Source organism: Nonomuraea sp. NPDC049624 (assembly GCF_040675255.1).
Taxonomy (GTDB): Bacteria; Actinomycetota; Actinomycetes; order Streptosporangiales; family Streptosporangiaceae; genus Nonomuraea.
The window spans coordinates 491,087-516,479 of sequence record NZ_JBFAOR010000006.1 but is presented as its reverse complement, the minus strand read 5'-3'; the positions used below and the strand labels follow the sequence as shown (position 1 = coordinate 516,479).

Annotated in this window: 21 protein-coding genes; 13 read left to right on the top strand and 8 right to left on the bottom strand. The window is 72.9% G+C overall.

All coding sequences use genetic code 11. The features are described 5' to 3' along the window. From AB0J76_RS27080 to AB0J76_RS27065, 4 genes are read left to right on the top strand one after another with little or no spacing between them, the layout of a single operon-like run. On the top strand, window positions 1-1,050 hold the full coding sequence (locus AB0J76_RS27080) for an iron ABC transporter permease (RefSeq protein WP_352323663.1): 1,050 nt from the start codon (window positions 1-3) through the stop codon (window positions 1,048-1,050). Continuing rightward, window positions 1,047-1,823: an ABC transporter ATP-binding protein gene (locus AB0J76_RS27075; RefSeq protein ID WP_352323661.1), complete on the top strand. Its 777-nt coding sequence runs from the start codon at window positions 1,047-1,049 to the stop codon at window positions 1,821-1,823. Before AB0J76_RS27080 ends, AB0J76_RS27075 begins: the two co-directional genes overlap by 4 nt. After that, entirely contained in the window at window positions 1,820-2,458 is a 639-nt protein-coding gene (locus AB0J76_RS27070; protein WP_352323660.1) for an adenosylcobinamide amidohydrolase, read from the top strand. Before AB0J76_RS27075 ends, AB0J76_RS27070 begins: the two co-directional genes overlap by 4 nt. Continuing rightward, window positions 2,455-3,111 (top strand): Uma2 family endonuclease, encoded by a 657-nt coding sequence (locus tag AB0J76_RS27065; protein WP_352323659.1) that lies wholly within the window; start codon window positions 2,455-2,457, stop codon window positions 3,109-3,111. Before AB0J76_RS27070 ends, AB0J76_RS27065 begins: the two co-directional genes overlap by 4 nt. On the opposite strand, the gene AB0J76_RS27060 is transcribed toward AB0J76_RS27065, so the two are convergent. Further along, window positions 3,054-4,754 carry a hydantoinase B/oxoprolinase family protein gene (locus AB0J76_RS27060; RefSeq protein ID WP_352323658.1) on the bottom strand — a complete coding sequence of 567 codons (1,701 nt, stop codon included), beginning with the start codon at window positions 4,752-4,754 and terminating at the stop codon, window positions 3,054-3,056. The genes AB0J76_RS27065 and AB0J76_RS27060 overlap by 58 nt on opposite strands. Then, window positions 4,751-6,763, bottom strand: coding sequence for a hydantoinase/oxoprolinase family protein (locus tag AB0J76_RS27055; protein ID WP_352323657.1), 2,013 nt, complete (start codon window positions 6,761-6,763; stop codon window positions 4,751-4,753). The genes AB0J76_RS27060 and AB0J76_RS27055 overlap by 4 nt, the downstream gene beginning before the upstream one ends. A gap of 102 nt (window positions 6,764-6,865) precedes the next feature. Between AB0J76_RS27055 and AB0J76_RS27050 the strand changes: the two genes are divergently transcribed. The 6 genes from AB0J76_RS27050 to AB0J76_RS27025 all read left to right on the top strand — a co-directional run bounded on the left by AB0J76_RS27050 (window position 6,866) and on the right by AB0J76_RS27025 (window position 14,589). After that, window positions 6,866-8,341: a hypothetical protein gene (locus AB0J76_RS27050; protein ID WP_352323656.1), complete on the top strand. Its 1,476-nt coding sequence runs from the start codon at window positions 6,866-6,868 to the stop codon at window positions 8,339-8,341. Beyond that, on the top strand, window positions 8,341-10,056 hold the full coding sequence (locus AB0J76_RS27045; RefSeq protein ID WP_364390912.1) for a protein kinase: 1,716 nt from the start codon (window positions 8,341-8,343) through the stop codon (window positions 10,054-10,056). The genes AB0J76_RS27050 and AB0J76_RS27045 overlap by 1 nt, the downstream gene beginning before the upstream one ends. 70 nt (window positions 10,057-10,126) lie before the next feature. Then, a complete protein-coding gene (locus AB0J76_RS27040; protein WP_125630960.1) occupies window positions 10,127-10,783 on the top strand; it encodes a response regulator transcription factor in 657 nt (218 codons plus the stop codon). 70 nt (window positions 10,784-10,853) lie between these two features. Further along, complete coding sequence (locus tag AB0J76_RS27035) at window positions 10,854-12,917, top strand: DUF6421 family protein (RefSeq protein ID WP_352328509.1); 2,064 nt, start codon at window positions 10,854-10,856, stop codon at window positions 12,915-12,917. After that, window positions 12,914-13,543: an SDR family NAD(P)-dependent oxidoreductase gene (locus tag AB0J76_RS27030; RefSeq protein WP_352328507.1), complete on the top strand. Its 630-nt coding sequence runs from the start codon at window positions 12,914-12,916 to the stop codon at window positions 13,541-13,543. The genes AB0J76_RS27035 and AB0J76_RS27030 overlap by 4 nt, the downstream gene beginning before the upstream one ends. After that, window positions 13,540-14,589, top strand: coding sequence for a low specificity L-threonine aldolase (locus tag AB0J76_RS27025; RefSeq protein WP_352328505.1), 1,050 nt, complete (start codon window positions 13,540-13,542; stop codon window positions 14,587-14,589). The genes AB0J76_RS27030 and AB0J76_RS27025 overlap by 4 nt, the downstream gene beginning before the upstream one ends. Before the next feature lie 7 nt (window positions 14,590-14,596). Here the strand turns inward: AB0J76_RS27025 and AB0J76_RS27020 are convergent, their stop codons facing one another. Together AB0J76_RS27020 and AB0J76_RS27015 are read right to left on the bottom strand one after the other, a co-directional pair. Next, entirely contained in the window at window positions 14,597-16,018 is a 1,422-nt protein-coding gene (locus tag AB0J76_RS27020) for an NAD(P)/FAD-dependent oxidoreductase (protein ID WP_352328503.1), read from the bottom strand. 57 nt (window positions 16,019-16,075) lie between these two features. Beyond that, the gene (locus AB0J76_RS27015) at window positions 16,076-16,717 is read right to left on the bottom strand and encodes a DUF305 domain-containing protein (RefSeq protein WP_352328502.1); all 642 of its coding nucleotides are present in this window, start codon (window positions 16,715-16,717) and stop codon (window positions 16,076-16,078) included. 119 nt (window positions 16,718-16,836) lie between these two features. Between AB0J76_RS27015 and AB0J76_RS27010 the strand changes: the two genes are divergently transcribed. Further along, window positions 16,837-17,538 carry a DUF3105 domain-containing protein gene (locus AB0J76_RS27010; protein WP_352328500.1) on the top strand — a complete coding sequence of 234 codons (702 nt, stop codon included), beginning with the start codon at window positions 16,837-16,839 and terminating at the stop codon, window positions 17,536-17,538. Window positions 17,539-17,632: 94 nt separating this feature from the next. Here AB0J76_RS27010 and ald read toward each other — a convergent pair whose 3' ends face one another. Then, complete coding sequence (gene ald / locus AB0J76_RS27005; RefSeq protein WP_352323880.1) at window positions 17,633-18,748, bottom strand: alanine dehydrogenase; 1,116 nt, start codon at window positions 18,746-18,748, stop codon at window positions 17,633-17,635. 166 nt (window positions 18,749-18,914) lie between these two features. Between ald and AB0J76_RS27000 the strand changes: the two genes are divergently transcribed. Then, window positions 18,915-19,865, top strand: coding sequence for an excalibur calcium-binding domain-containing protein (locus AB0J76_RS27000; RefSeq protein ID WP_352323879.1), 951 nt, complete (start codon window positions 18,915-18,917; stop codon window positions 19,863-19,865). Here the strand turns inward: AB0J76_RS27000 and AB0J76_RS26995 are convergent. The 3 genes from AB0J76_RS26995 to AB0J76_RS26985 all read right to left on the bottom strand — a co-directional run bounded on the left by AB0J76_RS26995 (window position 19,862) and on the right by AB0J76_RS26985 (window position 23,727). Continuing rightward, entirely contained in the window at window positions 19,862-21,241 is a 1,380-nt protein-coding gene (locus AB0J76_RS26995; protein WP_352323878.1) for an NCS2 family permease, read from the bottom strand. The two genes, AB0J76_RS27000 and AB0J76_RS26995, sit on opposite strands and share 4 nt — an antisense overlap. 61 nt (window positions 21,242-21,302) lie before the next feature. Continuing rightward, complete coding sequence (locus AB0J76_RS26990) at window positions 21,303-21,536, bottom strand: EF-hand domain-containing protein (RefSeq protein WP_352323877.1); 234 nt, start codon at window positions 21,534-21,536, stop codon at window positions 21,303-21,305. Beyond that, window positions 21,520-23,727 (bottom strand): molybdopterin cofactor-binding domain-containing protein, encoded by a 2,208-nt coding sequence (locus AB0J76_RS26985; RefSeq protein ID WP_352323876.1) that lies wholly within the window; start codon window positions 23,725-23,727, stop codon window positions 21,520-21,522. Before AB0J76_RS26985 ends, AB0J76_RS26990 begins: the two co-directional genes overlap by 17 nt. Window positions 23,728-23,822: 95 nt before the next feature. Between AB0J76_RS26985 and AB0J76_RS26980 the strand changes: the two genes are divergently transcribed. Beyond that, window positions 23,823-25,391 (top strand): helix-turn-helix domain-containing protein, encoded by a 1,569-nt coding sequence (locus AB0J76_RS26980; protein ID WP_352323874.1) that lies wholly within the window; start codon window positions 23,823-23,825, stop codon window positions 25,389-25,391. Window positions 25,392-25,393: the final 2 nt, after the last annotated feature.

Below are 25,393 nucleotides of genomic sequence, written 5' to 3'. Positions count from 1 at the left end.
GTGACAGGCAAGGCGCAGCCGTCGAGGGCGCGTCCCGTCTGGGTGGCGGGCGCCCTCGCCGTGCTGGCCCTCACGATGGTCGCCGGGCTGCTCGGCGGCGCGGCGGACATCTCGCCGTGGCAGGTGGTCCTCCAGGTGGTGGACTGGTTGCCGTTCGTCGCGGCCGACTCGGGCCTCGCCCCGGTCGAGCAGGGCCTGCTGTACGAGCTGCGCCTGCCCAGGGTGCTCGTCGCCGCGGTCGTCGGCGGCCTGCTGGCCATGGCCGGCGCCGGGTACCAGGGCGTGTTCCGCAACCCGCTGGCCGACCCGTACCTGCTGGGGGCCGCCTCCGGCGCCGGGCTGGCCACGACGCTGGCCATCGTGCTGCTGCCCGGCTCGAGCGCGAGCATCCCCGTCGCCGCCTTCGCCGGGGCGGTGGGCGGGGTGTTCCTGGCGTACACGCTGGGCAACGCGGCCGGCCGCTCCGGCGGCGGCACCGGCGGCGGCACGGCGACCCTGGTGCTGGCCGGGGTGGCGGTCACGTCGTTCCTGACCGCGATCCAGACGTTCGTCCAGCAGCTCAAGGTCGAGGAGCTGGAGCGCATCTACTCCTGGATCCTCGGCGACGTCGGCGGCGGATGGGACCAGCTCCTGCTGGTGCTGCCGTACGCCGCGGTCTCCTCCGTCCTGCTCCTGCTGCACGGCCGGATGCTGGACGTGCTCAGCGTCGGCGACGAGGAGGCCGGCAGCCTCGGCGTACGGGCCGGCCGGGTGCGCCTGACCGTCCTCGTGGCCGCCTCCCTGGCCACCGCGTCGGCCGTCGCGGTCAGCGGGCTCATCGGGTTCGTCGGCGTGGTCGTGCCGCACGTCGTCCGGCGGCTGGCGGGCGGCTCGTACCGGATCGTGCTGCCGCTGTCGCTGATCGGCGGCGCGGCCTTCCTCGTGGCGGCCGACCTCATCGCCCGTACCGTGATCGCGCCGGCCGAGCTGCCCATCGGGGTCGTCACGATGTTCGTCGGGGCGCCGTTCTTCGTCGGCGTCCTGCGCATGACCAGGCGGGTGGCCACGTGATCGGCGTACGGGCCCTGTCGGTGCGCCTGGGCGAGCGCGACGTGCTGACCGGCGTCGACGCGCACGTGCGGCGCGGCGAGTGGCTGGCGATCATCGGGCCCAACGGCGCGGGCAAGTCCACGCTGCTCAAGACCGTCATGGGCGCGATCGTCCCGCACCAGGGGGAGGTCGTGCTCGACGAGCGCCCGCTCGCCGCGCTCAGGCCCCGCGAGCGCGCCCGGCTGCTGGCCTACGCCCCGCAGACGCCCGCCCTGCCGCCCGACATGACGGTCTTCGACTACGCCCTGCTGGGACGCACGCCGTACATCCCCTACCTGGGACGGGAGAGCCGGCACGACCGCGAGGTGACCGCCTCCGTGCTGGACCGGCTGGACCTGACCTCCTTCGCCGGACGCCGCGTCGGCGAGCTGTCCGGCGGCGAGCGCCAGCGCGTCGTGCTGGCCAGGGCGCTGGCCCAGCAGGCCCCCGTGCTGCTGCTCGACGAGCCCACCACCGCGCTCGACCTCGGCCACCAGCAGCAGGTGCTGGAACTGGTCGACCGCCTGCGCCGCGCCGACGGCCTGACCGTCGTCACCACCCTGCACGACCTGACCGTGGCCGGCCTGTACGCCGACAGCCTGATGTTGCTGGCCGACGGGCACGCCGCCGCCACGGGCCGCCCCGAACAGGTGCTCACCGAGGCGCTGATCGGCCGGCACTTCGACGCCCGTGTCAAGATCGAGCCGGGCCCCGACGGGCGGCCCGTGGTGCACCTGGTGCGAGGTGGGACGTGAAGCTGACCTATCGCGTGGAGGAGGGGACCCGGCTGGGCTCCCTGCTGTGGGAGTTCGGGCCCGGCTTCCGCATGATCTCCTCGGCCATGCTCGGCGGCGGCATCGGCCCCCGCGAATGGGTGCTGAACGCCCAGGTCGTGGCCGGTTACGCGCGGATGGACCCGGTGGACCACCTGGTCGAGCTGGGCCCGCCCGGCACCGGCGTCGGCATGCTGACCGCCGCCTCCGTCGACCGGTACGTGCGGGCCGCCGACGGGGGAGCGGAGGCCGTGGCCACCGTCGGGCTGCGCGTCCCCACCTGGGCCGCCGCCCCCGAGGGCGCCGCCGACCCCGAACTCGCCCCCATGCGGGCGGGCACCGTCAACATCGTGACCGTCCTGCCCGTCGCCATGACGGACGCCGCCCTGGTGAACCTGGTCATGACGGTCACGGAGGCCAAGACCCAGGCGCTGATCGAGGCCGGCTACCCCTGCACGGGCACCGCCTCGGACGCCGTCTGCGTGGTGGTGCCGCAGGACGGCCCGGAGCAGCTCTTCGGCGGGCCCCGCTCGGAGTGGGGCGCCCGCGCGGCCCGCGCCGTCCACACCGCCGTCCGCCGCGGCGCCGAGGCGTGGCGCCCCGGTGACTACAGGTGACTATCTTCGGGAAGTACGATGTCGACGAGGGCGTGACTCCCGATACTGAGTGGGTGACCGCATTGGCGATCGAACCGACAACGAGGCGCACCGTTCTTCCCGGCGCGCCGCCGTTCACAGTCGACGACCTGCTCAAGTTCCCCGACGACGGGAACCGTTATGAGCTCTTCAACGGGAGCCTAGTAGTGAGCCCTGCCCCCACCCCCCTGCACCAGCGAGTGATCTCTCGGCTACTGGTGATCCTCGACGACGCGGCCCCCCTCGGGCTGGAGGCGTTGACGACTGTCAACGTGCGTCCCGGCGAGAAGGACTTCTACATCCCCGACCTCGCCGTCGTGCCGGAGAAGGCGTGCGAGTCGGTGCCGCTCATGTTCGCCCCCAGCGACCTGCTGCTGGCAGTGGAGGTGGTCAGCCCCGGCACGCGGGCCTTCGACAGGACCACCAAGGCGGCGGCCTACGCGGCAGCCGGAATCCCCGTCTACTGGCGTGTGGAGCCCGACGAGGGGCCGACGCTCTACGTCCACGAGCTCGACGACGACTCCTACAAGGGGCCCGTCGCGTACGAGGCGGGCACCACGGTCAGTCTCTCGGCGCCCTATCCGGTGAGCTTCGATCCGGCCGTTCTGGTCGCCCCGCGGGGTTCGAAGCCGTAGTCGGTCGCGGCGCCTTCGGGGGTGATGTGGCCTGACTCCAGGTCGGCCAGGATCGCCGCCGGGTCCCTCTCCGACGGGGGGCCGAGGCCGCCGCCGCCCGTGGTCTCAACGACGAACGCCTCGCCCGCCACGAACCGCACGTTGTTGACCTTCGAGGCCAGGCGTTCCACCCGCCCGTCCAGGTGGCGCTTGTGGAAGCCGCCCACCCTGCCGGGCAGGCCGCCGTCGCGGCCCGGGGGCGGGAGGCGGAGGCGGTCGCCGCGGGTGGTGACGTGGCAGTCGGCCAGGAAGCGGTAGACGGTACGCGAGCCGAGCCCGCCCCGGAAGCGGCCGGGGCCGCCGGAGTCGGCGATCGTCCCGACCGACTCCACGATCAGCGGGCAGCGGCTCTCCACCGGCTCGGCCTGCGGCACCGAGTTGCGGCCGATGCCGAAGTGCACGCCCGTCGCGTCCGGCCCGTCCAGCCCCTGCCGGGCGCCCACCCCGCCGAAGTCGTAGGACAGGTGGATCCAGTACGGCGCCCCCACCGCGGCGATCGAGAACGGCTGGAGGATCCCGCTGGCCGCGATCGCGCGGTCCGGCATCGCGTCCGACATCGCCTGGAACACGGCTTCCATGGCGGCGTAGATGGGGACGTACCGGCCGCCGCACGGATACGGGGAACGGGCGTTCAGCAGGGAGCCCTCCGGCAGGACGACCTCGATCGCGCGCAGGCAGCCGTCGTTCATCGGGATCGTCGGGTCCAGGAAGCAGCGCACCGCGAAGACGGCCGCCGCCAGCGACTGCGACGCCGAGGCGTTGATCGCGGCGGGCACCTGCGGCCCCGTGCCGGTGAAGTCGAGGACGGCCGCGTCCCCGCCGAGCGTGACGGCGACCCGTACGTGGTGCGCCACCCCCGGCCGCACCCCGTCGTCGTCGATCGGGTACGACGCCTCGAACCGCCCCCGGGGCAGCTCCGCCAGCGCCGCGCGGGTCCTGGTCTCGGTGTGGTCCAGGTAGTCCTCGACGCCCGCGGCCAGGCCCGCCACGCCGTACTCGGCCATCAGGGCCGCCACGCGGGCCGCCGCGACCGCCGTCCCGGCCACCAGCGCCCGCACGTCGCCCATGACCTTGTCGGGCGTGCGGCTGTTGGCCCGCAGGACGGCCTCCACCGCCGGTTCGAGGCCGTCCCGGGTGGCCAGGCGGACCGGCGGGAGCTGGAGCCCTTCGAGGAAGATGTCGGTGGCCAGCGGCGCCATCCCGCCGGCCGACAGCCCGCCCAGGTCGGAGACGTGGATCATGGTGGCGGTGAAGTACGCGGGGACCCCGCCGGCGAACACCGGCCGGTAGACCAGCAGGTCGTTGGTGTGCACGCCGCCCCGGTAGGCGTCGTTGAGCGCGTACGCCTCGCCGGGCCGCATGGTGTGCGGCGGGACGTCCTTCAGCAGCTCAGGCAGCGCGGCCTTCAGGGCCATGCTGTTCATCAGCGTGGTCGCCATGGACTGCGCGACCAGGCGGCCCCCGGCGTCCAGGATCGCCGCCGAGGCGTCGGAGCCTTCCACGATGAACGTCGAGTACGCCGACCGCACCACCACGATGCTGGCCTCCTCGGCGGCCACGACCAGCGCGTTCCTCAGCACCTCGGCGGTGAGCGCGTCGTTCACGGCGCATCCTCCAGGGTCAGGCGCACGGCGCCCGACGGCTCCGCCGCGGCCCGCCAGCCGGGCGGGACGACGATCGTGGACTCGGCGTCCTCGACGATCGCCGGGCCGCGCACCCGGTCCAGCGTCCGCCGCGTGTGCACCGGGACGTCCAGCCACCCCCCGGCCTCGGGGAAGTACGCCCTCCTGCCCCCCTCCGCGCCGCCACCGGACGGCGCGGGCCGGGCGGGAGCGGGGCCGGGGCCGGGGGTGGGGGTGGGGGTGGGCGTGGCGGCGTCGGTGACGCGGACGCGGTAGCTGACCAGCTCGATCTCGCCCTGCTGGACAATCCCATACACCTGCGCATATTTCGCGAAGAATCGTGAGGCCAGTTCCTCCCGCGACTCCGCCCAGTCCACGGTCAGGTCGTGCGACTGGCCCTTGAACCGCACGTCCACCGACCGGGCCACCCGCACCCGGGCGACGCCCAGATCGGCGGCGGCGTCGGCGGCCAGCGCGGCGAAGACCTCCTCCGGGTCGGCCGCCTCCAGCCGCGACAACACCCGGTCCGTCGAGAGCGCCCCCGCCAGCAGCCCGGCCGCCGAGGCCACCCCGCAGTACGCGGGCACCACCACCGTCGCGATCCCGAACCGCCGCGCCACCCCGGCCGCGTGCATCGGCCCCGCGCCGCCGAACGCCACCAGCGCGAACCCCCGCGGGTCGATCCCGCGCTGGACCGTCACCACGTGCACGGCCGCGGCCATCGAGGCGTTGACGATCTCGTGCACGGCGTGCGCGGCCTCCTCCCGCGACACCCCGAGCGGCCCGGCCAGCCGGTCCACGGCCTTGGCCGCGAGCGGCGCCGACAGCGGCGTCGAGGCCGAGGAGAGGTAGCCGAGCACGAGGTCGGCGTCGGTCACCGTCGGCTCGCCGCCGCCGAGCCCGTAGCACGCGGGACCGGGGGAGGAGCCCGCCGACCGGGGCCCGACGCGCAGCGCGCCCGCCGGGTCCAGCCACGCGATGCTGCCGCCGCCCGCGCCGACCTCGGCCAGGTCGATGGCCGGGGTCTTGATCGGCACGCCGGTGCCCGCCCGCCGCCCGCCGAAGCTGCCCTTGCCGCCCACGTGGAACTCGTGGGTGATCTCCGGACGCCCCCCGCGCACCACGCACGCCTTGGCCGTCGTGCCGCCCATGTCGAACGAGATCACGTCCGGCAGCCCGGTCCCGGCCGCCGCCAGCACCCCCGCGGCCGGGCCCGACTCGATGGTGGACACCGCGCGCCGGGCCGCCAGCTCGGCCGAGACGACCCCGCCGCCGGACTCCATGACGTGCACGGGCGCGTCGATCCCGACCGCGGCCAGGCGCTCGCGCAGGCGCGACAGGTAGGAGGTCATCAGCGGGCCGATGTAGGCGGACATGACGGTGGTGGTGGCGCGCTCGTACTCGCGGATCTCGGGCCAGATCTCGCAGGAGGCCACCACGTGCGGCACGTGCTCGCGCAGGATCGCCGCGGCCCGCCGTTCGTGGGCGGGCTCGGCGTAGGAGTGCAGCAGGCAGACGGCCGCCGAGGTGATGCCGCGCCGGGCGATCTCCGCCGCGGCCCGCCGCACCGAGCCGGGGTCCAGGGGGGTCAGCACGGCGCCGCGGGCCGAGACGCGCTCGTCCACCTCGAAGCAGTCGCCGGGCGCGACCGGGGGAGGGGGCGGGGTGAAGCGCAGGTCGTACCGGTCCTCCTCCACGCGGGCGTAACGGCCGAGCGGGACGGCGGCGCGGAAGCCCCGGGTGGTCACGAACGCCACCCGCGCGCCGGTGCGTTCGAGCACCGCGTTGGTCGCCAGCGTGGTGGCGTGCACGACCCGGGTGACCCGGGCGGGGTCCACGGATCCGAGCGCGCGAGTAACGCCGGTGAGTATGCCCGCGATGGGGTCGTCGTGGGTGCTCAGACACTTGGCCACGGCGACGACCCCGCCGGGGCCGCTCAGGACCACGTCGGTGAAGGTGCCGCCGACGTCGACGCCGATCGCGAACCCCATCCCGGTACGGTAGATCCCCGAGCAAGCGCTTGTCTATGTATCGATCTATTGACTTACGGCATCTGATTGGGAACCTGGACCTATTCAGTGTTTGGAGCCAAGATGGCGCGCATCACAGCTCTGGCGGGCAGCGTGGCGGCGGCGCTCGTGCTGCTCGCGATCCCCGCGGCTCTTCCCGCCGCGGCCCACAACCATCCCAGCGGGATCACCGACCTGGTGACGCCGGCCGTGGTGCGGGTGGAGGCGGTGTCCCATGTGGAGATCACCCTGCTCGACCACATCGGCGAGCTGAAACACGTGGAGCGCTCCTACGACATCCCGTTCGCCTCGGGCACGGGGACGGTCGTCAACCCCGAGGGCGACGTCGTCACGCTCAGGCGCAACGCCGTCAACCCCGATGACGTCGCCGTCTACGCCGCCAACAAGATCTTCGCCGAGCACCACAAGGTCAAGATCCCGCTCGACTACCAGAAGCACAAGCTCAAGGACGACCTGCTCGACCACCACCTGCAGGAGTGCTACCCGCCCAAGACCAGCACCGCCACCTGCATCATCGACGTGACCACCGACATCACGGTGTTCACCAACGTCTCGCCGCCCGGCCAGGGCCTGAAGTACAAGTGCATCAAGGCCGGCAAGACCCCCGACACCCCCGCCGTGCTGGTCCCGCTCACGCCCGCCGCCGGCAGCGTCGGCATGCCGACCGCGCCGCTCGCCGACAAGGTGCCCGAGCAGGAGGGCTCGCCGACCAACGTGGCCGGCTTCCTCGGCCGGCCGGGGCCCGGCGTCCAGGAGACCGTGCAGATCGCCCACCTGGCCAAGGGCGGCCAGGCCGGGGTGTCCGGCAGGCCGTTCGCCGACCCGGAGAAGAAGGTGGACGAGCCGGTCAAGCTGGGCGCGCTGGCCGACCAGGGCCTGGCCGGCGCGCCGGTGATCGGCGACAAGGACGGGCACGTCATCGGCATGCTCATCGGCGGCGGCAAGTCGGCCACCATGCTGGGCGTCAGGGAGATCACCGCCACCCTGGCCGCGGCCAAGGTCGCGCCGCGCCGGGGCGCGATCGACACCGCCTTCGAGGCCGCGCTGACCCGCTACCACACCAGGTACTACACCGAGGCGGCGCCGGGCTTCCAGCGCGTGCTGGAGCTCTACCCCGGCAACGTGGTGGCCGCCACGCTGCTCAAGACGTCGCTGGCCAAGCGCGGCGGGCCCGAGGACCAGGGCACCAAGCAGGCGGCGGCGCCCCCGTCGCGCTCCACGCCGCTGTGGCCGTTCCTGGTGGCGGCCGGGCTGCTGCTCATCGCCGGGGCCGGCCTGGTGTTCCTGCTGTGGCGGCGGCGGGCCCCGGACAGACCGGTCGAGCTGCCGGAGCCCCTGCCGGCGCCCTCGCCCTTCGACGAGGGCGCGAGCCAGACCGTCGTCGTACGGCGCTCGCAGCCGTTCCTGGCGGTCCCGCAGCAGCAGCAGGTGATGACCGCCCCCGACTCGCCGCCGGTCAAGTACTGCACCTCGTGCGGCATGAGGCTCGGCCCGGCCCATCGATTCTGCGGCTACTGCGGCCATCCCATCGAGACGTGATGCAATTGAACGACAGATCGCTCATCGGCCAGGAGGTGGCCGGATACTACATCGAGGACATCGTCGGCAAGGGCGGCATGGCCGTCGTCTACCTGGCGCTCGACCCCCGGCTCAGCCGCCGCGTGGCGTTGAAGATCCTCAACCCGGTGCTCTCCGTGGACGACAGGTTCCGCCAGCGCTTCATCCTGGAGTCCAGGACGGTCGCCAGCATCGAGCACCCCAACATCATCCCCATCTACGAGGCCAACGCCGACGCCGACGGCGTGCTGTACATCGCCATGCGCTACGTGGACGGCCTCGACCTGCGCCGGCTCATCTACGACCGGGGCCCGCTGCCGCTCGCCCAGGCCAGCCAGATCTTCGCCCAGACGGCCGCCGCGCTCGACGCCGCGCACGCCCACGACCTGATCCACCGCGACGTGAAACCGGCCAACATCCTGCTGGCCGGCGACCACGTCTACCTGACCGACTTCGGCATCACCAAGCACCGCTCGTCGATCTCCGGCCTGACCCAGACCGACCAGTTCATCGGCACGCCCCGGTACATGTCGCCCGAGCAGATCAACAAGGAGCACATCGACGGCCGGTGCGACCAGTACGCGCTGGCCTGCGTGGTGTACGAGGCGCTGAGCGCGCGGCTGCCGTTCCAGCGGGAGAACGACATCGCGCTGTTGTGGGCGCACCTGGCCGAGCAGCCCGCGCCGCTGTCGCAGCTGCGTCCCGAGCTGCCGCCGCAGGTGGACGTCGTGATGGCGCGCGCGCTGGCCAAGGCGCCCGAGCAGCGTTACGCCACCTGCGCCGAGTTCGTGACCGCGCTGCGCGACGCGATCAGCGGCCAGGAGGCCGAGCCGGGCGGCCGGCACCCGTCGGGGCCGCATCTGGTCCCGCACGCCGTCCCGCGCACCGGCCCGCACGCGGCGCCGGTGCCGGGAGCGGCGGGCCCGCTGACGGGCCCTCGTACGGGGCCCCAGGCCGTCCCTCAGACCGGGCCGCAGCAGAGCCCGTACGCGGTGCCAGGGACGGGCCCGCACGGCCTGGGGCAGCCCTCGGGGCCGCACGAGGACCATTCCCGGCGCGCCGCCCCCACCCATCCCACGGCGCCGGCCAGACGGCCGGGGCGGCTGCCTATCGTGGTGGTCACGCTGGTGGCCGCCGTGGCCGCGCTGACGCTGGTCGCGATGATCATTTTCAACCACCGCGGCGACACCTGGTCGCGCTACGCCGCCAGCGCCGCCGCGCCGCTGGCCTTCGAGTACCCCGGCGACTGGACCGCGCGCACCCACCAGGACCTGTTCGCCGTGGCCTCGCCGCACGCCACCGAGTTCGAGTCGCTGTTCGTGGCCGGTCCCGGCGCCGACTGGTCGGCGATCTCCCAGATCGTCGCCGACGATCCCGACAGCGCCGTGGGCGTGTACGTCCAGGTCTCCGACACCCTCGACGCGGGCGGCGACTCCGAGCAGATGAAGAGCAAGATGGACAACCTGCTGCCCGGCCAGGTGGATCTGGGCAAGCCGGTCCAGGACCAGGCGGGCAGCAGCCCGGCCACCCGCTTCGACGGCGTGCTGCACGACCCGGCCGGCGGCACCCGGCTGGGATTCGTCAGCTACGTCATCGACCGTCAGCCCAAGACCATGCTCGTGATGTACTTCTGCGCCAAGAACACCTGCGACGACGCCGTCCAGACGCGCATCAGGCAGAGCGTGCGCCTTTCGTAGACTTGTAACTGACTTGTGCCCGGCTTGACCTGGGTGTCCAAGCCGGGCATCGGCCGTCTACCCTCCGCCTGTGGGCATACGAATCGTCATCGCCGACGACCAGGCGATGGTCAGGGCCGGGTTGCGCATGGTCGTCGAGAGCGACCCCGGCATGGAGGTCGTCGGCGAGGCCGGCGACGGACGCGAGGCCATCGCGGTGGCCCGCCGCACCAGACCCGACATCGTCCTGATGGACATCTCCATGCCGCGGCTCGACGGGCTCGCCGCGGCCAAGGAGCTGCTGGACACGCCCTCGCCGCCCAAGGTCATCACGCTGACGACGTTCGACACCGACGAGAACCTCTACGCCGCGCTGCGCGCCGGCACCAGCGGGTTCCTGCTCAAGGTGTCGCCGCCCGAGCAGCTGCTGGAGGCGATCAGGGTGGTGCACGCCGGCGACGCGCTGCTCGACCCGGCCGTGACCAGCCGGGTGATCGCCACGTTCGCCGGGCGCGCCGACCCCACGCCCTCGCCGATGCTGGCCGAGCTGACGCCGCGCGAGCTGGAGGTGCTGCGGCTGCTGGCCAGGGGGCTGACGAACGCCGAGATCGCCAGAGACCTGTACGTCGGCGAGGCCACGGTCAAGACGCACGTCGCCAGGGTGCTGATGAAGCTGTGCCTGCGGGACCGGGCCCAGGCGGTCGTCTTCGCCTACGAATCAGGGGTTGTGCGCCCTGGTGCGGCCTGAGGTTTGACGGACAGGGGGGTACGTATGTGTATATTTTCCGTGAGAAGGCGGTAGCAACAGGAGATATTTCATGCCATCGTTCCCCCGCGTGCTGTTCGACGAGGCCCACAGCGAGTCGTGGACCATCCGCCGCGACGTCGCCGAGACCATCAATCCCGCCCACCCCGACGACAACAGCTACGCGCGCGCGGCCGCCGCGCTGCGCCATCTGGGGCACGACGTGCTCGCCCACACCGAGGGCGCCCTCACGGCCGGGGCGCTGGCCGGCCAGGACGTCCTGGTGATCGCCCACCCGTCCGGCGACCGGTGGGAGCGCACCACCGGCCACGGCAGCCCCGTCTTCGCCCCCGCCGAGCTGGACGCCGTCGAGGCGTTCGTGGCCGAGGGCGGCGGGCTCGTGGTGCTGGCCGAGGAGGAGCAGGACAAGTACGGCAACAACGTCGCCGAGCTGCTCGCCCGCTTCGGCGTCGGCGTCGGTCACACGACCGTGCGCGACCCGAGGAACGCCCACCGCGAGGTCGCCACCTGGGTGCTGGCCGAGCGCGCCACGGGCGACGGCGTGCTGGCCGGCGTGCAGCGGGCCTGCTTCTACCGCTCGGGCGTGCTGACCGCCCCGCAGGAGGCGACGGTCCTGTTCGCCACCTCGGCCACCGCCGACCCGGCGGGCGCGCCGCTGGCCGTCGCCCTGCGGCACGGCAAGGGCCGGGTCGTCGTGTTCGCCGACTCCGACCTGTTCGGCGACGACTCGATCGAGGACTACGACCACCGCAGGCTCTGGGGCAACGTGATCACCTGGGCCGCCCGCGTCCCCGGCGGCGACGAGGCCGCCGGCTCCCGGGACGAGGCCAAGGCCGCGCTGTTCGCCCGGCTCAAGGAGGCCGTGGAGGAGCTGCGCCCGCTGCAGGTCAAGGACGGCTCGGTGCCGGAGGAGAAGGAGCGGGCCAAGGCGCTGGTCGCCGAGATCGGCCGCCGGGTGGGCGAAATTTCGCCTTATTTCCCCCATGACGCCGCGTACCTCCAAGCCGTCCAGGACGACCTGGCCGCCTGGGCCGAGCAGGACCTCGGCGTGCCCGACTTCCTGCGCGCCCTGGACCTCTTCCACCCCGACACCCAGCGCGTGGACGGCCTGGAGCACGTCGTGGTGTTCCCCATGTACACCCAGAACGGCAACCTCAACCGCAACCTCGAAGCCGTCTGGATCCGCACCATCTGGCCCGACTGGCTGGCCCGGCTGGAGGCGGGCGGCTACGACAACCCGATGTTCGTGCCGATCGCCTTCGAGGACTTCACCTCCGGCTACGACACCCACTCGGCCGTGCTGTTCCCCGAGACGGTCGCGGTGCGCCAGGCGCCGGCCCGCTTCACCTGGGGCGGCATCTTCGCCGACCGCGAGTCCGCCCGGTTCCGCCGGGTCTCGGCGGCGGCCGCCGCCACGCTCCGGCTCGACCTGCCGCCGGACGCCGCCCGCCTGCTGGACTCCCAGCAGCTCGCCCAGGACACGTTCGTGCTGTGGGACCTGATCCACGACCGCACGCACAGCCATGGCGACCTGCCGTTCGACCCGTTCATGATCAAGCAGCGGATGCCGTACTGGCTGTACTCGCTGGAGGAGCTGCGCTGCGACCTGACGGCGTTCGGCGAGGCCGTGGAGCTGGAGGGCAAGGGCGTGCCGCACGCCCGGTACGTGCAGCTCGCCATCCTGTTCGACCGGCTGTTCAGGTTCCCGGTCACCGGTGACCGGGTGCGCAACTACGACGGGCTGGGCGGCCAGCTGCTGTTCGCGTACCTGCACCGCAACGACGTCATCCGCTGGACCGACAACCGGCTCACGATCGACTGGGAGCGGGTCGCGGACGGCGTGGCCGACCTGCGGGGCGAGGTCGAGAAGTTGTACCGCGACAGCATCGACCGGTCCAAGCTGGCCCACTGGCTGGCCGCGCACGAGCTGGTCAGCGCGTACGTGCCGCCGGCCCCCGGCTCGGTGTGGGCCAAGGGCGTCCAGGCCCTGCCCGAGGAGCAGAAGGCCAAGGTGGACGCGGTGCTGCCGGACGAGTTCCCGCTCAGCATGTTCTACGAGGCCCTGCGCCGTAAGCTGACAGACGTGGTCGAGTCGACTAAGGGGATCCGCGCATGATCATCCTGGTGACGGGGGCCGGCGGCCCCACCGGGGAAGCCGTTTCCGAGCACTTCCGCAAGCAGGGGCACACCGTGATCGGGGTCGACAAGGACGACGTCGACCTGCTCGACCGCGCGGCCGTCCAGGACCTCGCGGCCCGGATCGACGCCGAGCACGGCCGGGTCGACGGCGTGGTCCACCTGGTCGGCGGCTGGCGCGGCTCGCGCACGTTCGCCGACACCCGCCTGGAGGACTGGGACGCCCTGCACGACCTGCTGATCCGCACGCTCCAGCACGTGTCGCTGGCCTTCGAGCCGCTGCTGCGCAAGAGCGACAACGGCCGGTTCGTGATCATCTCCGCCAAGGCCGCCCAGCGGCCCACGGCGGGCGGCGCGGCCTACGCGGCGGCCAAGGCGGCCTCGGAGGCCTGGACGCTCTCCCTGGCCGACGCGCTGTCCGACACGAACGCGGCAGCGGTCATACTGGTGGTGAAGGCCCTGGTCAACGACGCGATGAGGGCCGCGAAGCCGGAGGCGAAGTTCCCCGGCTTCACCGACGTCGGCGACCTGGCGGCGGCGATCGCCGGCCTCTACGACCGCCCCGCCGCAGACATCAACGGCACCCGATTGGACCTCACTTCTTGATCCCCCGGCACGACCCCCAGCTCAAGGCGTTCGCCAGCGACAACTACGCCGGCGTGCACCCGGAGATCCTCCAGGCCATCGTCCAGGCCAACGGCGGTCACCAGATCGCCTACGGCGACGACGTCTACACCGAGGCGCTGCAGCAGGTCTTCCAGCGGCACTTCGGCGACGGGGCGCGGGCCTGGCCGGTCTTCAACGGCACGGCGGCCAACGTGGTCTCGCTGCGCGCGATGACCGCCCACTGGGAGGCGGTCATCTGCGCCGAGAGCGCCCACATCCACACCGACGAGGGCGGCGCCCCCGAGGTGGCGGGCGGCATCAAGCTGCTCACCGTGCCCACGCCCGACGGCAAGCTCACCCCCGAGCTGATCGACCGCCAGGCGTGGGGCTTCGGCGACGTGCACCGGGCCCAGCCCAAGGTGGTGTCCATCTCCAACACCACCGAGTGGGGCACCGTCTACACGCCCGAGGAGATCGCCGCGATCTGCGCCCACGCGCACGAGCTCGGCCTGCTCGTCCACCTCGACGGCTCGCGGCTGACCAACGCCGCCGCCGCGCTCGACGTGCCGATGCGGGCCCTGACCACCGACGCGGGCGTGGACGTGCTCTCCTTCGGCGGCACCAAGATCGGCCTGCTGTACGGCGAGGCCGTCGTGGTGCTCAACCCGTCGGCGGCCACCGGCGTCGACTACATCCGCAAGACGTTCATGCAGCTGTCGTCCAAGATGCGGTTCGTCTCGGCGCAGTTCGAGGCGCTGCTCTCGGGCGACCTGTGGCTGCGCAACGCGCGGCAGGCCAACGCCATGGGGCGGCGGCTGGCCGAGGCCGTGGGGCGCATCCCGGGCGTCAGGCTGCCCCGGCCCGTGGAGGCCAACGCGGTCTTCGCGATCCTGCCGGCGGACGTCACCGAGCGGCTGCAGAAGCGCTTCCGCTTCTACACCTGGAACGAGGCGACCGGCGAGGTGCGCTGGATGTGCGCCTTCGACACCACCGAGGCGGACGTCGACGCGTTCGCGGCGGCGGTCGCCGAGGAGATGCGGGCCTGACCGGCGGTCAGGAGGCGTGCCGCTCCGCCTGCGTGGCCAGGCGGGCGGCCTGCCAGCCGCCCATCCCGTGCACGCCGGGCCCCGGCGGCGTCGAGGACGAGCAGAGGAACACCCCCGGCAGCGGGGTGCGCCACGGCGCGGCCGACCAGACCGGCCGCCGCACGAGCTGGACCAGGTCGTTGAGCCCGCCGCCGATGTCGCCGCCGACCAGGTTGGGGTTGCCCGCCTCCAGGGCGGCGGGGCCGGTGGCGTGCCTGGCCAGCACCCGGTCGCGGAAGCCGGGCGCGTACCGCTCGATCTGGTCCTCGACGGCGTCCGTCATGTCCACGGCCGAGCCGTTGGGGACGTGGCAGTAGGCCCACAGCGTGTGCCCGCCCCTGGTCGGATCGGCCGCGTACGGCTGCACGACCAGCACGTACGGGCGGGGCGAGTGCCGTCCGGCGGCGACCTCCGCCTCGGCGAGCGCGATCTCCTCCAGCGTCCCGCCCAGATGCACGGTCCCGGCCCGCGCGACCTCCGGGTCACGCCAGGGCACCGGGCCGTCGAGCGCCCAGTCCAGCTTGAAGACGCCGGGCCCGTACCGGTAGCGGCGCAGGCCGCGGCGGTAACCGGCGGGCAGGTCGGCCATCGCGAGGAACTGCCGGGGCGTCACGTCGAGCACCACCGTCCGGGCGTCGAGCTCGTCGAGCCGCTCGACCCGGTGGCCGGTCACCGCCTCGCCGCCCAGCGAACGCAGCTCGGCCACCAGCGCGTCGGCCAGCACCTGCGAGCCGCCGCGCACCACCGGCCAGCCCACCAGGTGGGCCAGCGCCCCGAGCACCAGCCCGTACCCGGCGCTGACGGGGGAGCGCAGGTCGAGCATGGAGTGCGCGGCCAGCCCGGCCAGCAGCGCCCGCCCCTCGACGGTGCGCAGCGCCCGCCGGCCGAACGTCGTGGCCGGCAGCACGGCCGCGGCCCCGAACCCGGCCGCCCGCGCGAACGTGCGGGGCCCGGCCCGCCACGGCCCGAGCGGGCTGAGCAGCACCTCCACCAGCGGGAACCCGGCCCGCGCCGCCGCGCCCGCGGTCGCCTGCCAGATCCGGCCGTCCCTGCCGAGCCCTTCAGCCGTACGGGCCGCGTCGCGGTGCAGCAGCACGGCCGGACGGTCGTCGAGCGGATGGGCCGCGGCCACCGGGGGATGGGCGAACTCGACCCCCTTGAGGTCGAGCGCCCGCAACGCCGGCGAGGCCAGCGCCATCGCCATCACGGTGGCGCCCAGGTCGTGCACCCGGCCGGGCAGCGTCAGCTCGCCGGAGCGCAGCCCGCCGCCGAACCGGTCGGCGGCCTCCAGCAGCAGCACCTCGCGCCCGGCGCGGGCCAGCATGACCGCGGCGATCAGCCCGTTGGGGCCCGACCCCACGACGACCGTCTCAGCCCTTGCGGTGATCATGGCGCCCGCCCTTCCGCGCTCCGGGCCTCCAGCCTCTCACGCCGCCCCGGGCGGGGTTCAGGAGGCCAGGATCGACGGGTACGGCTGCGCGCCCCGCTGCTTGAGCAGGTCGGTCATCAGCTTGATCTCACCGCTCTGCCCCTGGACGATCTTCTGGGCCATGCCGGCCACCTCGTCCCGCTTGGACAGCTTGAGCAGCCCTTCGGCCATCTCCACGCCGCCCTCGTGGTGGCGGATCATGAGCTGCAGGAACAGCACCTCGGCCTGGACGCCCTGCAGCTCCTTGAGCTTGGCCAGCTCCTGCGGCGAGGCCATGCCCGGCATCGTGCCGGGGGCGGTGCCGGGCGTCGCCGGCGTGGCGCCGTGGCCGTGGCCCGCCATCCAGGCCATCGGCCGCTGGTCGGTCGCCTGGTCGAGACCCCACTGCTGCAACCAGCCCTGGAACATGCCGCGCTGGTTGGACTGCGTGGTGATGATGTCGAAGGCGAGGTTCCTGATCTCCTTGGCCGGGTTCTTGTCCCGGATGACGAACGCCATCTCCACGGCCTGCGCGTGATGCGTGGCCATGTCGCGGGCGAACCCGGCTTCGGGCGAGGAGTCGCCGGGCGTGGAGTCGCGGCCGAACAGCAGGAACGCCGCGGCGAGGAGCACCAGCACGGCGCAGACGATCAGAACGGGTTTTCTGGCGGGCTTTTCCATGGCTCGTCCAGCGTACCCATGCCCGCGCAAGCTGTGATCCGACGCTTATGCGCCTCTTATTCTCCGCATACGCCGGTAGGGCATAGGGTGACCGGAGTCAGGTAGCCGTTGGAGGGACGATGACGAAGGAGAAGGCGCAGGCGAGGCGCGAGCATCTGCAGAAGATGCGGGCCGAGCAGCAGCGCAAACAACGCCGCGCCGCACTGCTCATGTGGGGGACGGGCGGTCTCATCGTCGTGCTCCTCGTCGGCGTGGTGGGCGTCTACCTGGTCAACCAGGCGCGCGCGACCTCGCTCGACGCGGTGGCCAACTACAAGTACGAGGCCGGCCAGCACGTCGCCAAGACGGTCACCTACAAAGAGACCCCGCCCGTCGGCGGCGAGCACAACAACTACTGGCAGCAGTGCGCGGTCTACGACAAGCCGATCCACAACGAGCACGCGGTGCACTCGCTGGAGCACGGCGCGGTCTGGATCACCTACCGCCCCGACCTGCCCAAGGCGCAGCTCGACGCGCTGAAGGAAGTGGCCACCTCCACCGGCCAGCAGGACTACATGCTGGTCAGCCCCTACCCGGGCCTGCCGGCGCCGATCGTCGCCTCGACGTGGGGCCACCAGCTCAAGCTCCAGGACCCGTCCGACCCGAAGCTCCCGGCCTTCATCAAGAAGTACCAGAACGGCCGTGACACCCCCGAGCCGGGCGCCATCTGCGGCGGCCAGGACGCCATCACCACCACGGCCGACCAGGCTCCGCTGCCGCCCGCGCCGACGGGCAACACCCCGATGGAGACGCTGGCGCCCTCGCCCAGCCAGTCCAAGTAACACCCCTTCGCGAGATGTCGAGGGCCCGGCTCCGGCCGGGCCCTCGACGTCTGTCCGGGGTTCCGCCGGAGGTCGCCGGCCAGCGGGCCGCGGCTCAGGCCAGCACCTCCTCCAGCGGCGTCCACTCCAGGCCGTGCGCCTCGGCCACCGGCCGGCTGGTCAGGCGTCCCTCGTGGGTGCTCACGCCCGCGGCCAGGGCGGCGTCCGTACGGACCGCCTCGCGCCACCCCTTGCCGGCGACGGCCAGCGCGTACGGCAGTGTCACGTTGGTCAGCGCGAACGTCGAGGTGTGCGGCACCGCGCCCGGCATGTTGGCCACGCAGTAGAAGACCGACTCGTGCACCCGGTACGTCGGCTCGGCGTGCGTGGTCGGCCGCGAGCCCTCGAAGCAGCCGCCCTGGTCGATCGAGATGTCCACCAGCACCGAGCCCGGCTTCATCCGGCTCACCAGGTCGTCGGTGACCAGCGTGGGCGCCTTGGCCCCCGGCACCAGCACCGCGCCGATGACCAGGTCGGCCTCCAGCACGGCCTTCTCGATCTCCAGGGTGTTCGACGCGACCGTCTGGCAGTGGCCCTGGTAGATCATGTCCGCCTGGCGGAGCTTGTCGATGTTGCGGTCGAGGAGCAGCACCTCGGCCTGCATGCCGAGCGCGATGGCGGCGGCGTTCATGCCGGACACCCCGGCGCCGATCACCACGACGTTCGCCGCCCGCACACCGGACACGCCGCCCATGAGCACGCCCCTGCCGCCCTGCGAGCGCATCAGGTGGTACGCGCCGACCTGCGGCGCCAGCCGTCCGGCCACCTCCGACATCGGGGCGAGCAGGGGCAGCGAGCCGTCCCTGTTCTGCACAGTCTCGTAGGCGATGGACGTGACGCCCGAGTCGAGCAGGGCCCTGGTCAGGGGGCCCGAGGCGGCCAGGTGGAGGTAGGTGAACAGGATCTGGCCCTTGCGCATCCGGTGGTACTCCTCGGCCACCGGCTCCTTCACCTTCATGATCAGGTCGCACGTGGCCCACACCTCGTCGGCGTGCGGCGCGATGACGGCGCCCGCCGCGGCGTAGTCCTCGTCCGGGATGGCCGAGCCGAGGCCCGCCTGCCGCTCGACGTGGACCTGGTGCCCGTGGCGTACCAGTTCGTGGACGCCCGCGGGGGTGAGTGCGACGCGGTACTCGCTGTTCTTGACCTCGCGGGGAACTCCGACCTTCATGGGGTCATCCCTCGTTCGCGTGGAAAGTTGTCGCCAACCTGCGTTCTCATTTCCATTTTTCCTCCGATCTCACAGATGGGTGAGGATTTTTCGGCTGATTACCCCGCTGCTGCCCGTCCTCGATAAGCTCACCGGCAGCCCGAACGTCAGGATGGGGTCGTCAACGATGGACAGACCGGTAGAGGCGCCTCCCGCGGAGCCGGAAGAGCCGGCCGAGCCGGAGGAGCCGAAGGCCAGCCGTCTCACCACCCTCGTGCTGACCGTCTCGCTGGTGCTGGTCGTCGTCGTGGCGGGCGTGCTCGGCACGGTCGCCGTCCTGATGACCAAGAGCCCCGACAGCCCGCTGCTCGGCGGCGCGCCGCCGCAGCGCCTGGCCACGCCCATCCACTTCGCGCCGGTCAAGGAGACCAAGACCGCGCCCTGCCCGGGTGAGCCGGCCGTGCTCGACGAGCAGCAGACCACCTGTTACCTCCTGGAGGACGGCGTCACGGTCGGCGCCGTGCAGCGGATCGAGGCCGTCCGGGGCACCGACAACTCCTACTCGGTGCGCATCGCGGTCGCGCCCGTCTTCAAGAGCCGGCTGGTGCGGCTCATCGACGAGCTCCAGCCCACGCAGCGGCAGGTCGCGATCGTGCTGGCGCCCGAAGGCGAGCAGACGCCGAAGACGGTCCTGGCCGCGCCGGTCGTCACCCAGAGCATGGACGGCGACAGCCTGAGCATCGCGGGCTTCACCAAGGAGGAGGCCGACGCGCTGGTGGTCCGGATACTCGGCGCGTCGCCGTCCCAGCCGTCCCAGCCGCAGCCGTCCCAGCCGGCCACCGACCAGCAGCCCCAGCAGCCCACCAACCAGCAACCGACGGACCAGCAGCAGCCCACGGACCAGCAGCCGCCGAACCAGCAGCCGCAGCAGCCCACGGACACCGGCCAGGGCACCGCGACCACCGGCACGACCGCCCCCGCGGGCGTCGCCCGCGTCCCCGACAAGCGGTACGCCAGCTGCAAGGAGGCCCAGGCCGCCGGCGACGGCCCCTACACGCGCGGGCGGCACGAGGAGTACTCCTGGTATCCCGACCTCGACCACAACGGCGTGGCCTGCAACAGCGCTGACATCCGCTAGCCGAACAGGGCCCGGAGGGCGTCGATGCCGAAGTAGGCCAGGAAGACCAGCGAGACGGCCCACAACAGCCACGGGATCTCCGCGAACCGGCCCCTGGCCGCCTTGATCAGCGTGTACGAGATCACCCCGGCCCCCACCCCGTTCGTGATCGAGTACGTGAACGGCATCAGCGCGATCGTCAGGAACGCCGGCACGGCCAGCTCGATGTCGGTCCAGGGCACGTTCTTGGACTGCGTCATCATCAGCGCCCCGACCAGCACCAGCGCGGGCGCCGCCGCGGCCGCCGGCACCACCGCGGCGATCGGCGTGAACAGCAGCGTCAGCCCGAGCAGCGCCCCGGTCACGACGCTGGCCAGACCGGTGCGCGCCCCCTCGCCCACACCGGCGGCCGACTCGACGAAGACGGTGTTGGCCGAGGCGCTGACCGAGCCGCCGATCATGCCCGCGACGCCGTCGACGGTCAGGATGCGGCCCAGCCGCGGCACCCGTCCGACCTGGTCCACGAGCCCGGCCTCGTCGCTGACGCCGATGATCGTGCCCATCGCGTCGAAGAAGCCCGACAACACCAGCGTGAACAGCACCACGGTCGCGGTCAGCGCGCCCGCCCTGGCGAACCCGCCGAACAGGTCGAACTGCCACACCAGCCCGAAACTCGGCGCCGCGACCAGGGACTCGGGCATGTGCGGCACGACCACCCCCCACTCCTTGGCGGGAACCGGCACCAGCGAGTTGACCACGACGGCCAGGACCGCGGTGACCGCGATGCTGACGAGGATGGCGGCCGGGGTCCTGCGCACGTACAGGACGATCATCAGCAGCAGGCCGAAGCAGAACAGCGTGACCGGCCAGCCCGTGAGGTGCCCGGTCGCGCCGAGCTGCACGGGGGTGCCGGTGCCCCGGGCGACGAAACCCGCGTCCACCAGGCCGATCAGGGCGATGAACAGGCCGATCCCGACGCTGATCGCGTGCTTGAGCGCCAGCGGGATCGCGTTCATGATCAGGGTGCGCAGGCCGGTGACGGCCAGGACGATGATGACCGCGCCCTCCAGCACGACCAGGCCCATCGCCTGCGGCCAGGTCATGTGCGGCGCGGCCTGGTAGGCGACCACCGCGTTCAGCCCGAGCCCGGCGGCCAGCGCGAACGGCGCGTTGCCGACGAACGCCATGAGCAGCGTGGAGATCGCGGCCGCCAGCGCGGTCGAGGTGGTCAGCTCGGCGATGGACAGCCGGGCGCCGGTGACGTCCGTCGCGCCGGCCAGGATGATCGGGTTGAGCAGGATGATGTAGGCCATCGCCATGAACGTGGTCAGGCCGCCGCGGACCTCGCGTCCGACGGTCGTCCCCCGCCCGGTCAGCTCGAAGAGTCTGTCGAGCACCACACGTCCCCCTCGTCATGATCGAGGGGAATGCGGGTCACCTACCCGGCGGGGGACATGATCACGCCTTCTCGTGCCGCCCGTGGCCGACCAGGCCGACGAACTCCTCCAGGCCGATCCGGCCGTCGCCGTCGGTGTCGGCCGCGTTGATGAACGCCTCGATCTCCTCCTCGGAGGCGCCGTGGACCCCCAGCGCCTCGTTGGCCTGCCTGATCTCGGCCGCGGTCAGCAGACCGTCGCCGTCGGTGTCGAAGCGACTGAACTCCGCCTCGGCGGCTTCACGACCGCTCGCCATCGGATACCTCCCCGTGATTGGACAAGGCGATATCTTCCGGCCTGATCGGAACGCGAGTCAACCGGAGCCCGGTCGCGGCGCGTACGGCGGCGGCCACGGCCGGGGTGGAGGAGAGCGTGGGCGGCTCGCCGGCGCCCCGGAGGCCGTACGGTGCCGACGGGTCCGGATTTTCCAGGATTTTCAGCTGCATGGGCGGCATGTCGAGCATGGTGGGGATCAGGTAGTCGGTGAACGACGGGTTCAGCACGCGGCCGTCGCGTATCTGGATCTCCTCCATGAGCGCCAGCCCGAGGCCCTGGGCCGTGCCGCCGTGGATCTGGCCCTCCAGCGCCTGCGGGTTCATGATCTTGCCCACGTCCTGCACCGCGGCCAGCTCCACCACCTTGACCAGCCCGAGCTCGACGTCCACGTCCACCACCGCGCGGTGCACGCACAGCGCGAGCTGCGTGTGCGAGTCGCCCTGCCCGGTCACCGGGTCCATCGGCTTCGTGGGCCGGTGCCGGTACTCCCGGGTCTCCTCGATCGGCCCGAACCTGGCCAGCGCCTCCCGCGGCGGCAGCCCCCCGAACCGCTCGCGCACCGCCTCGCAGGCCGCCTTGACCGCGCCGCCCGTCACGTAGGACTGCCGCGAGGCCGACGACGAGCCCGCCGAGCCCACGGCGGTGTCGGCGGTCGCCACCGTCACCTCCTCGATGCCCAGCTCGGTGCGCGCGATCTGGGCCTGGACCGTGACCAGGCCCTGGCCCACCTCGGCGGCGGCGGTGTGCACGGTGACCCGCGGCTCGCCGCCGACCAGCTCGGCCCGCACCCGGGCCGTGGAGTAGTCGTCGAAGCCCTCGGAGAAGCAGATGTTCTTGATGCCGACGCCGTAGCCGATCCCGCGCCGCACCGACTCGCCGTGCGTGGTCTGGGACACCCCGCCCGGCAGCGCCCGCAGGTCCGCCCCCGTGCGCGGCGCGGGCAGCGGCATGGCCTCCAGCTCGCGCAACATGCCGGCCAGCGGCGCGGGGGAGTCGATCACCTGGCCGGTCGCCAGCGCCGAGCCCTGGGAGACGGCGTTGCGCACCCGGATCTCGACCGGCGACAGGCCGCACGCCTCGGCCAGCCGGTCCATCTGCGACTCGTAGGCGTAACACGCCTGCACCGCGCCGAACCCGCGCATCGCCCCGCACGGCGGGTTGTTGGTGTAGACGCCCGCGGCGTCGATCCACACGTTCGGCACCTCGTACGGCCCGGCCCCCAGCGAGGCGGCGTTGCCGACCACGGCGGGGGAGGAGGAGCAGTACGCGCCGCCGTCCAGCAGGATGTCGGCCTTGACGTAGACGAGCCTGCCGTCGCGCGTCGCGCCGTGCTCGTAGCGCATCCGGGCCGGATGGCGGTGCACGTGGCCGAAGAACGACTCCTCGCGGCCGTAGACGATCTTGACAGGGCGGTTCAGGCGCAGGGCCAGCATGCACGCGTGCACCTGCATCGACAGGTCCTCGCGGGCGCCGAACGCGCCGCCGACGCCCGACAGCGTCAGCCGTACCTTCTCCGGCGGCAGGCCCAGGCAGGGGGCGAGCTGGTCGCGGTCCACGTGCAGCCATTGGGTGGCGATGTACAGGTCCACGCCGCCGTCCTCGGCCGGGACCGCGAGCCCCGACTCCGGGCCGAGGAACGCCTGGTCCTGCATGCCGACCTCGTACTCGCCGGTGACGACGACCTCGGCCTCGAACGTGTCGCCCTTGCGCACCGGCTGGCGCCTGACGTACTCGCGCGACTCGCGCGGATCGGTCACCGCCGGGCGCGGCTCGTAGTCGACCACGACGGCCCGCGCGGCCCTGCGCGCGGTCTCCGGATGGTCGGCGGCCACCAGCGCCACCGGCTCGCCCTGGTGGCGGACCTGGTCGATGGCCAGCACGGGCTGGTCCTTGTGGTCGAGCCCGTAGAACTTCTCGCCGGGCACGTCCTCGTGCGTCAGGACGGCCAGCACGCCCGGCATCCGCAGCGCCGGGCCCACGTCGATCGACCGGATCCAGGCCGACGGGTGCGGGCTGCGCAGCGTCACGCCCCACACCATGCCGTCGAGCCACAGGTCGGAGGCGTAGGCGAACTCGCCGGTCACCTTCAGCGTCGCGTCCGGCCGCCGGGCGCTCGTGCCGACCCCCTCGCCGACGCCTTCGGACCTGGTGGGGTGGACCGTCTCCGTCATCCTCCGAGTAGAGCACCGGCCCGGCCGGGCGTCCTATGCCCGTGACGTGAAATCCCGGTCATCGCTTGACAGAGCGGGCTTGTATATTCCTCCAAGTGCGCATCAGTGACCTGCTGGCGATCGACGAGCTGGGTCTCAGGCTGCTGGCCGGCGACCCGGAGCGCGAGTTCGGCACGGTCCACATCACCGACCTGCCCGAGCCGGGGCGCTACCTGTCCGGCGGCGAGCTGGTGCTGACCGGCCTGATGTGGCGCGACACCGCCGCCGACTCCGCCCGTTTCGTCACCGCCCTGGTGGAGTGCGGGGTGTCCGCGCTCGGCGCGGGCGCGGCCCGGCTCGGGCACGTGCCCGCCGACCTCGTCTCGGCCTGCGGGCAGGCCGGGCTGCCGCTGGTCGAGGTGCCGGTCGAGGTCTCCTTCCGCACGCTGGCCGAGCTGGTCGCGCCCCGGCTGTCCGGCGACGTGCGCGACGCGCTCGGGCGTCACCGCAGGCTCGTGGCGGCCCTGGCCGAGGGCGCCGACCTGCGCGGGCTGTTCGAGCTGACCGCCGCCGAGCTGGGCGTCACGGGCGCCGTCCTGTCCGCGTGCGGTGAGGTGGTCGTCGGTACGGCCGCCGATCCGGCGGGGCTGGCCAGGGCGTACCTGACCGCGCCCCGGCTGCCCGCGCTGGCCGGCGGCGCGACGCTCTTCGCCGTCGGACGCGGCCACCGGGCGGCCGGCTGGGTCCTGGCCTGCGACGGCGACCTGCTCGGCCGCGCCGACCTCGGCTACGAGCTGGCCGCCTGCGTGGCGCTCGAACGCGGCCGCCTGGAGGAGGGCCGCCGGGTCGAGCGCCGCCTGGCCGGGCAGCTCGTGGCGGCCGCCCTGGCCGAGTCCGACGCGGCCGACCTCAACGCCCGGCTGCGCACCTGCGGTATCGACGCGGACGAGCCGTACGCCGTGGTCAGCGCCACCGCCGCGCCCCCCGCCGCCATCGCCGCACCCCCCGGCGCCCCCGGCGCAGCCGATCCGGGCCCGACGACCCCGCCCGGCCCCGCTCCCGCCGTCCTCGGCGGCCGGATCCTGGAGGAACTGCTGGCCCGCGAGGTCGTCGCCGCCCCCGTCCCCGCCGAGCCGCCTCAGGGAAGTGGCGGCGGGGCGGTGGCGGTGGTCGCGTTGCGGGGGAGGAGCGCCGGGGAGCTGGCCGCGCGGTTGCGGGCCGGGGCCGCCGTGCTGGCCGCGCTGCCCGGCACCCGCCTGAGCGTCGGCCTGAGCGGCGCGCTGACCGGCGCCGCCGCGCTCAAGGGCGGCCTGGAGGAGGCCGGGCACGCCAGGCGGCTGGCGCAGGCCCGCGACGGCGGCGTGGTCACCAGCGACGAGATCTACACCCACGCGCTGCTCCTGGCCACCGTGCCCGGCGACGTGCGCCGCTCCTTCTCCGACCGGCTGCTGTCCCCGCTGCTCGCCTACGACCGCCGCCACCAGTCGGACCTCGTGCGCACGCTCGACGTCTTCCTCGACTGCTCGGGCTCGTGGAACGCCTGCGCCGAACGGCTCCACGTGCACGTCAACACGGTCCGGTACCGCGTCCGCAGGATCGAGGAGCTGACCGGCAGGAACCTGTCGGCGATGTCCGACCGCGTCGACTTCTTCCTCGCCCTCCGCGACACCACCCCACCCGCCTGACC

Excerpts from the sequence above, each read along its gene's own strand:
- ald (WP_352323880.1), bottom strand. The coding sequence starts at position 18,748 with ATGAAGGTCGGAGTTCCCCGCGAGGTCAAGAACAGCGAGTACCGCGTC.
- AB0J76_RS27050 (WP_352323656.1), top strand. The coding sequence starts at position 6,866 with ATGGCGCGCATCACAGCTCTGGCGGGCAGCGTGGCGGCGGCGCTCGTG.
- AB0J76_RS27000 (WP_352323879.1), top strand. The coding sequence starts at position 18,915 with ATGGACAGACCGGTAGAGGCGCCTCCCGCGGAGCCGGAAGAGCCGGCC.
- AB0J76_RS27015 (WP_352328502.1), bottom strand. The coding sequence starts at position 16,717 with ATGGAAAAGCCCGCCAGAAAACCCGTTCTGATCGTCTGCGCCGTGCTG.
- AB0J76_RS26985 (WP_352323876.1), bottom strand. The coding sequence starts at position 23,727 with ATGACGGAGACGGTCCACCCCACCAGGTCCGAAGGCGTCGGCGAGGGG.
- AB0J76_RS27055 (WP_352323657.1), bottom strand. The coding sequence starts at position 6,763 with ATGGGGTTCGCGATCGGCGTCGACGTCGGCGGCACCTTCACCGACGTG.
- AB0J76_RS27030 (WP_352328507.1), top strand. The coding sequence starts at position 12,914 with ATGATCATCCTGGTGACGGGGGCCGGCGGCCCCACCGGGGAAGCCGTT.
- AB0J76_RS26990 (WP_352323877.1), bottom strand. The coding sequence starts at position 21,536 with ATGGCGAGCGGTCGTGAAGCCGCCGAGGCGGAGTTCAGTCGCTTCGAC.
- AB0J76_RS27035 (WP_352328509.1), top strand. The coding sequence starts at position 10,854 with ATGCCATCGTTCCCCCGCGTGCTGTTCGACGAGGCCCACAGCGAGTCG.
- AB0J76_RS27010 (WP_352328500.1), top strand. The coding sequence starts at position 16,837 with ATGACGAAGGAGAAGGCGCAGGCGAGGCGCGAGCATCTGCAGAAGATG.
- AB0J76_RS27045 (WP_364390912.1), top strand. The coding sequence starts at position 8,341 with ATGCAATTGAACGACAGATCGCTCATCGGCCAGGAGGTGGCCGGATAC.
- AB0J76_RS27020 (WP_352328503.1), bottom strand. The coding sequence starts at position 16,018 with ATGATCACCGCAAGGGCTGAGACGGTCGTCGTGGGGTCGGGCCCCAAC.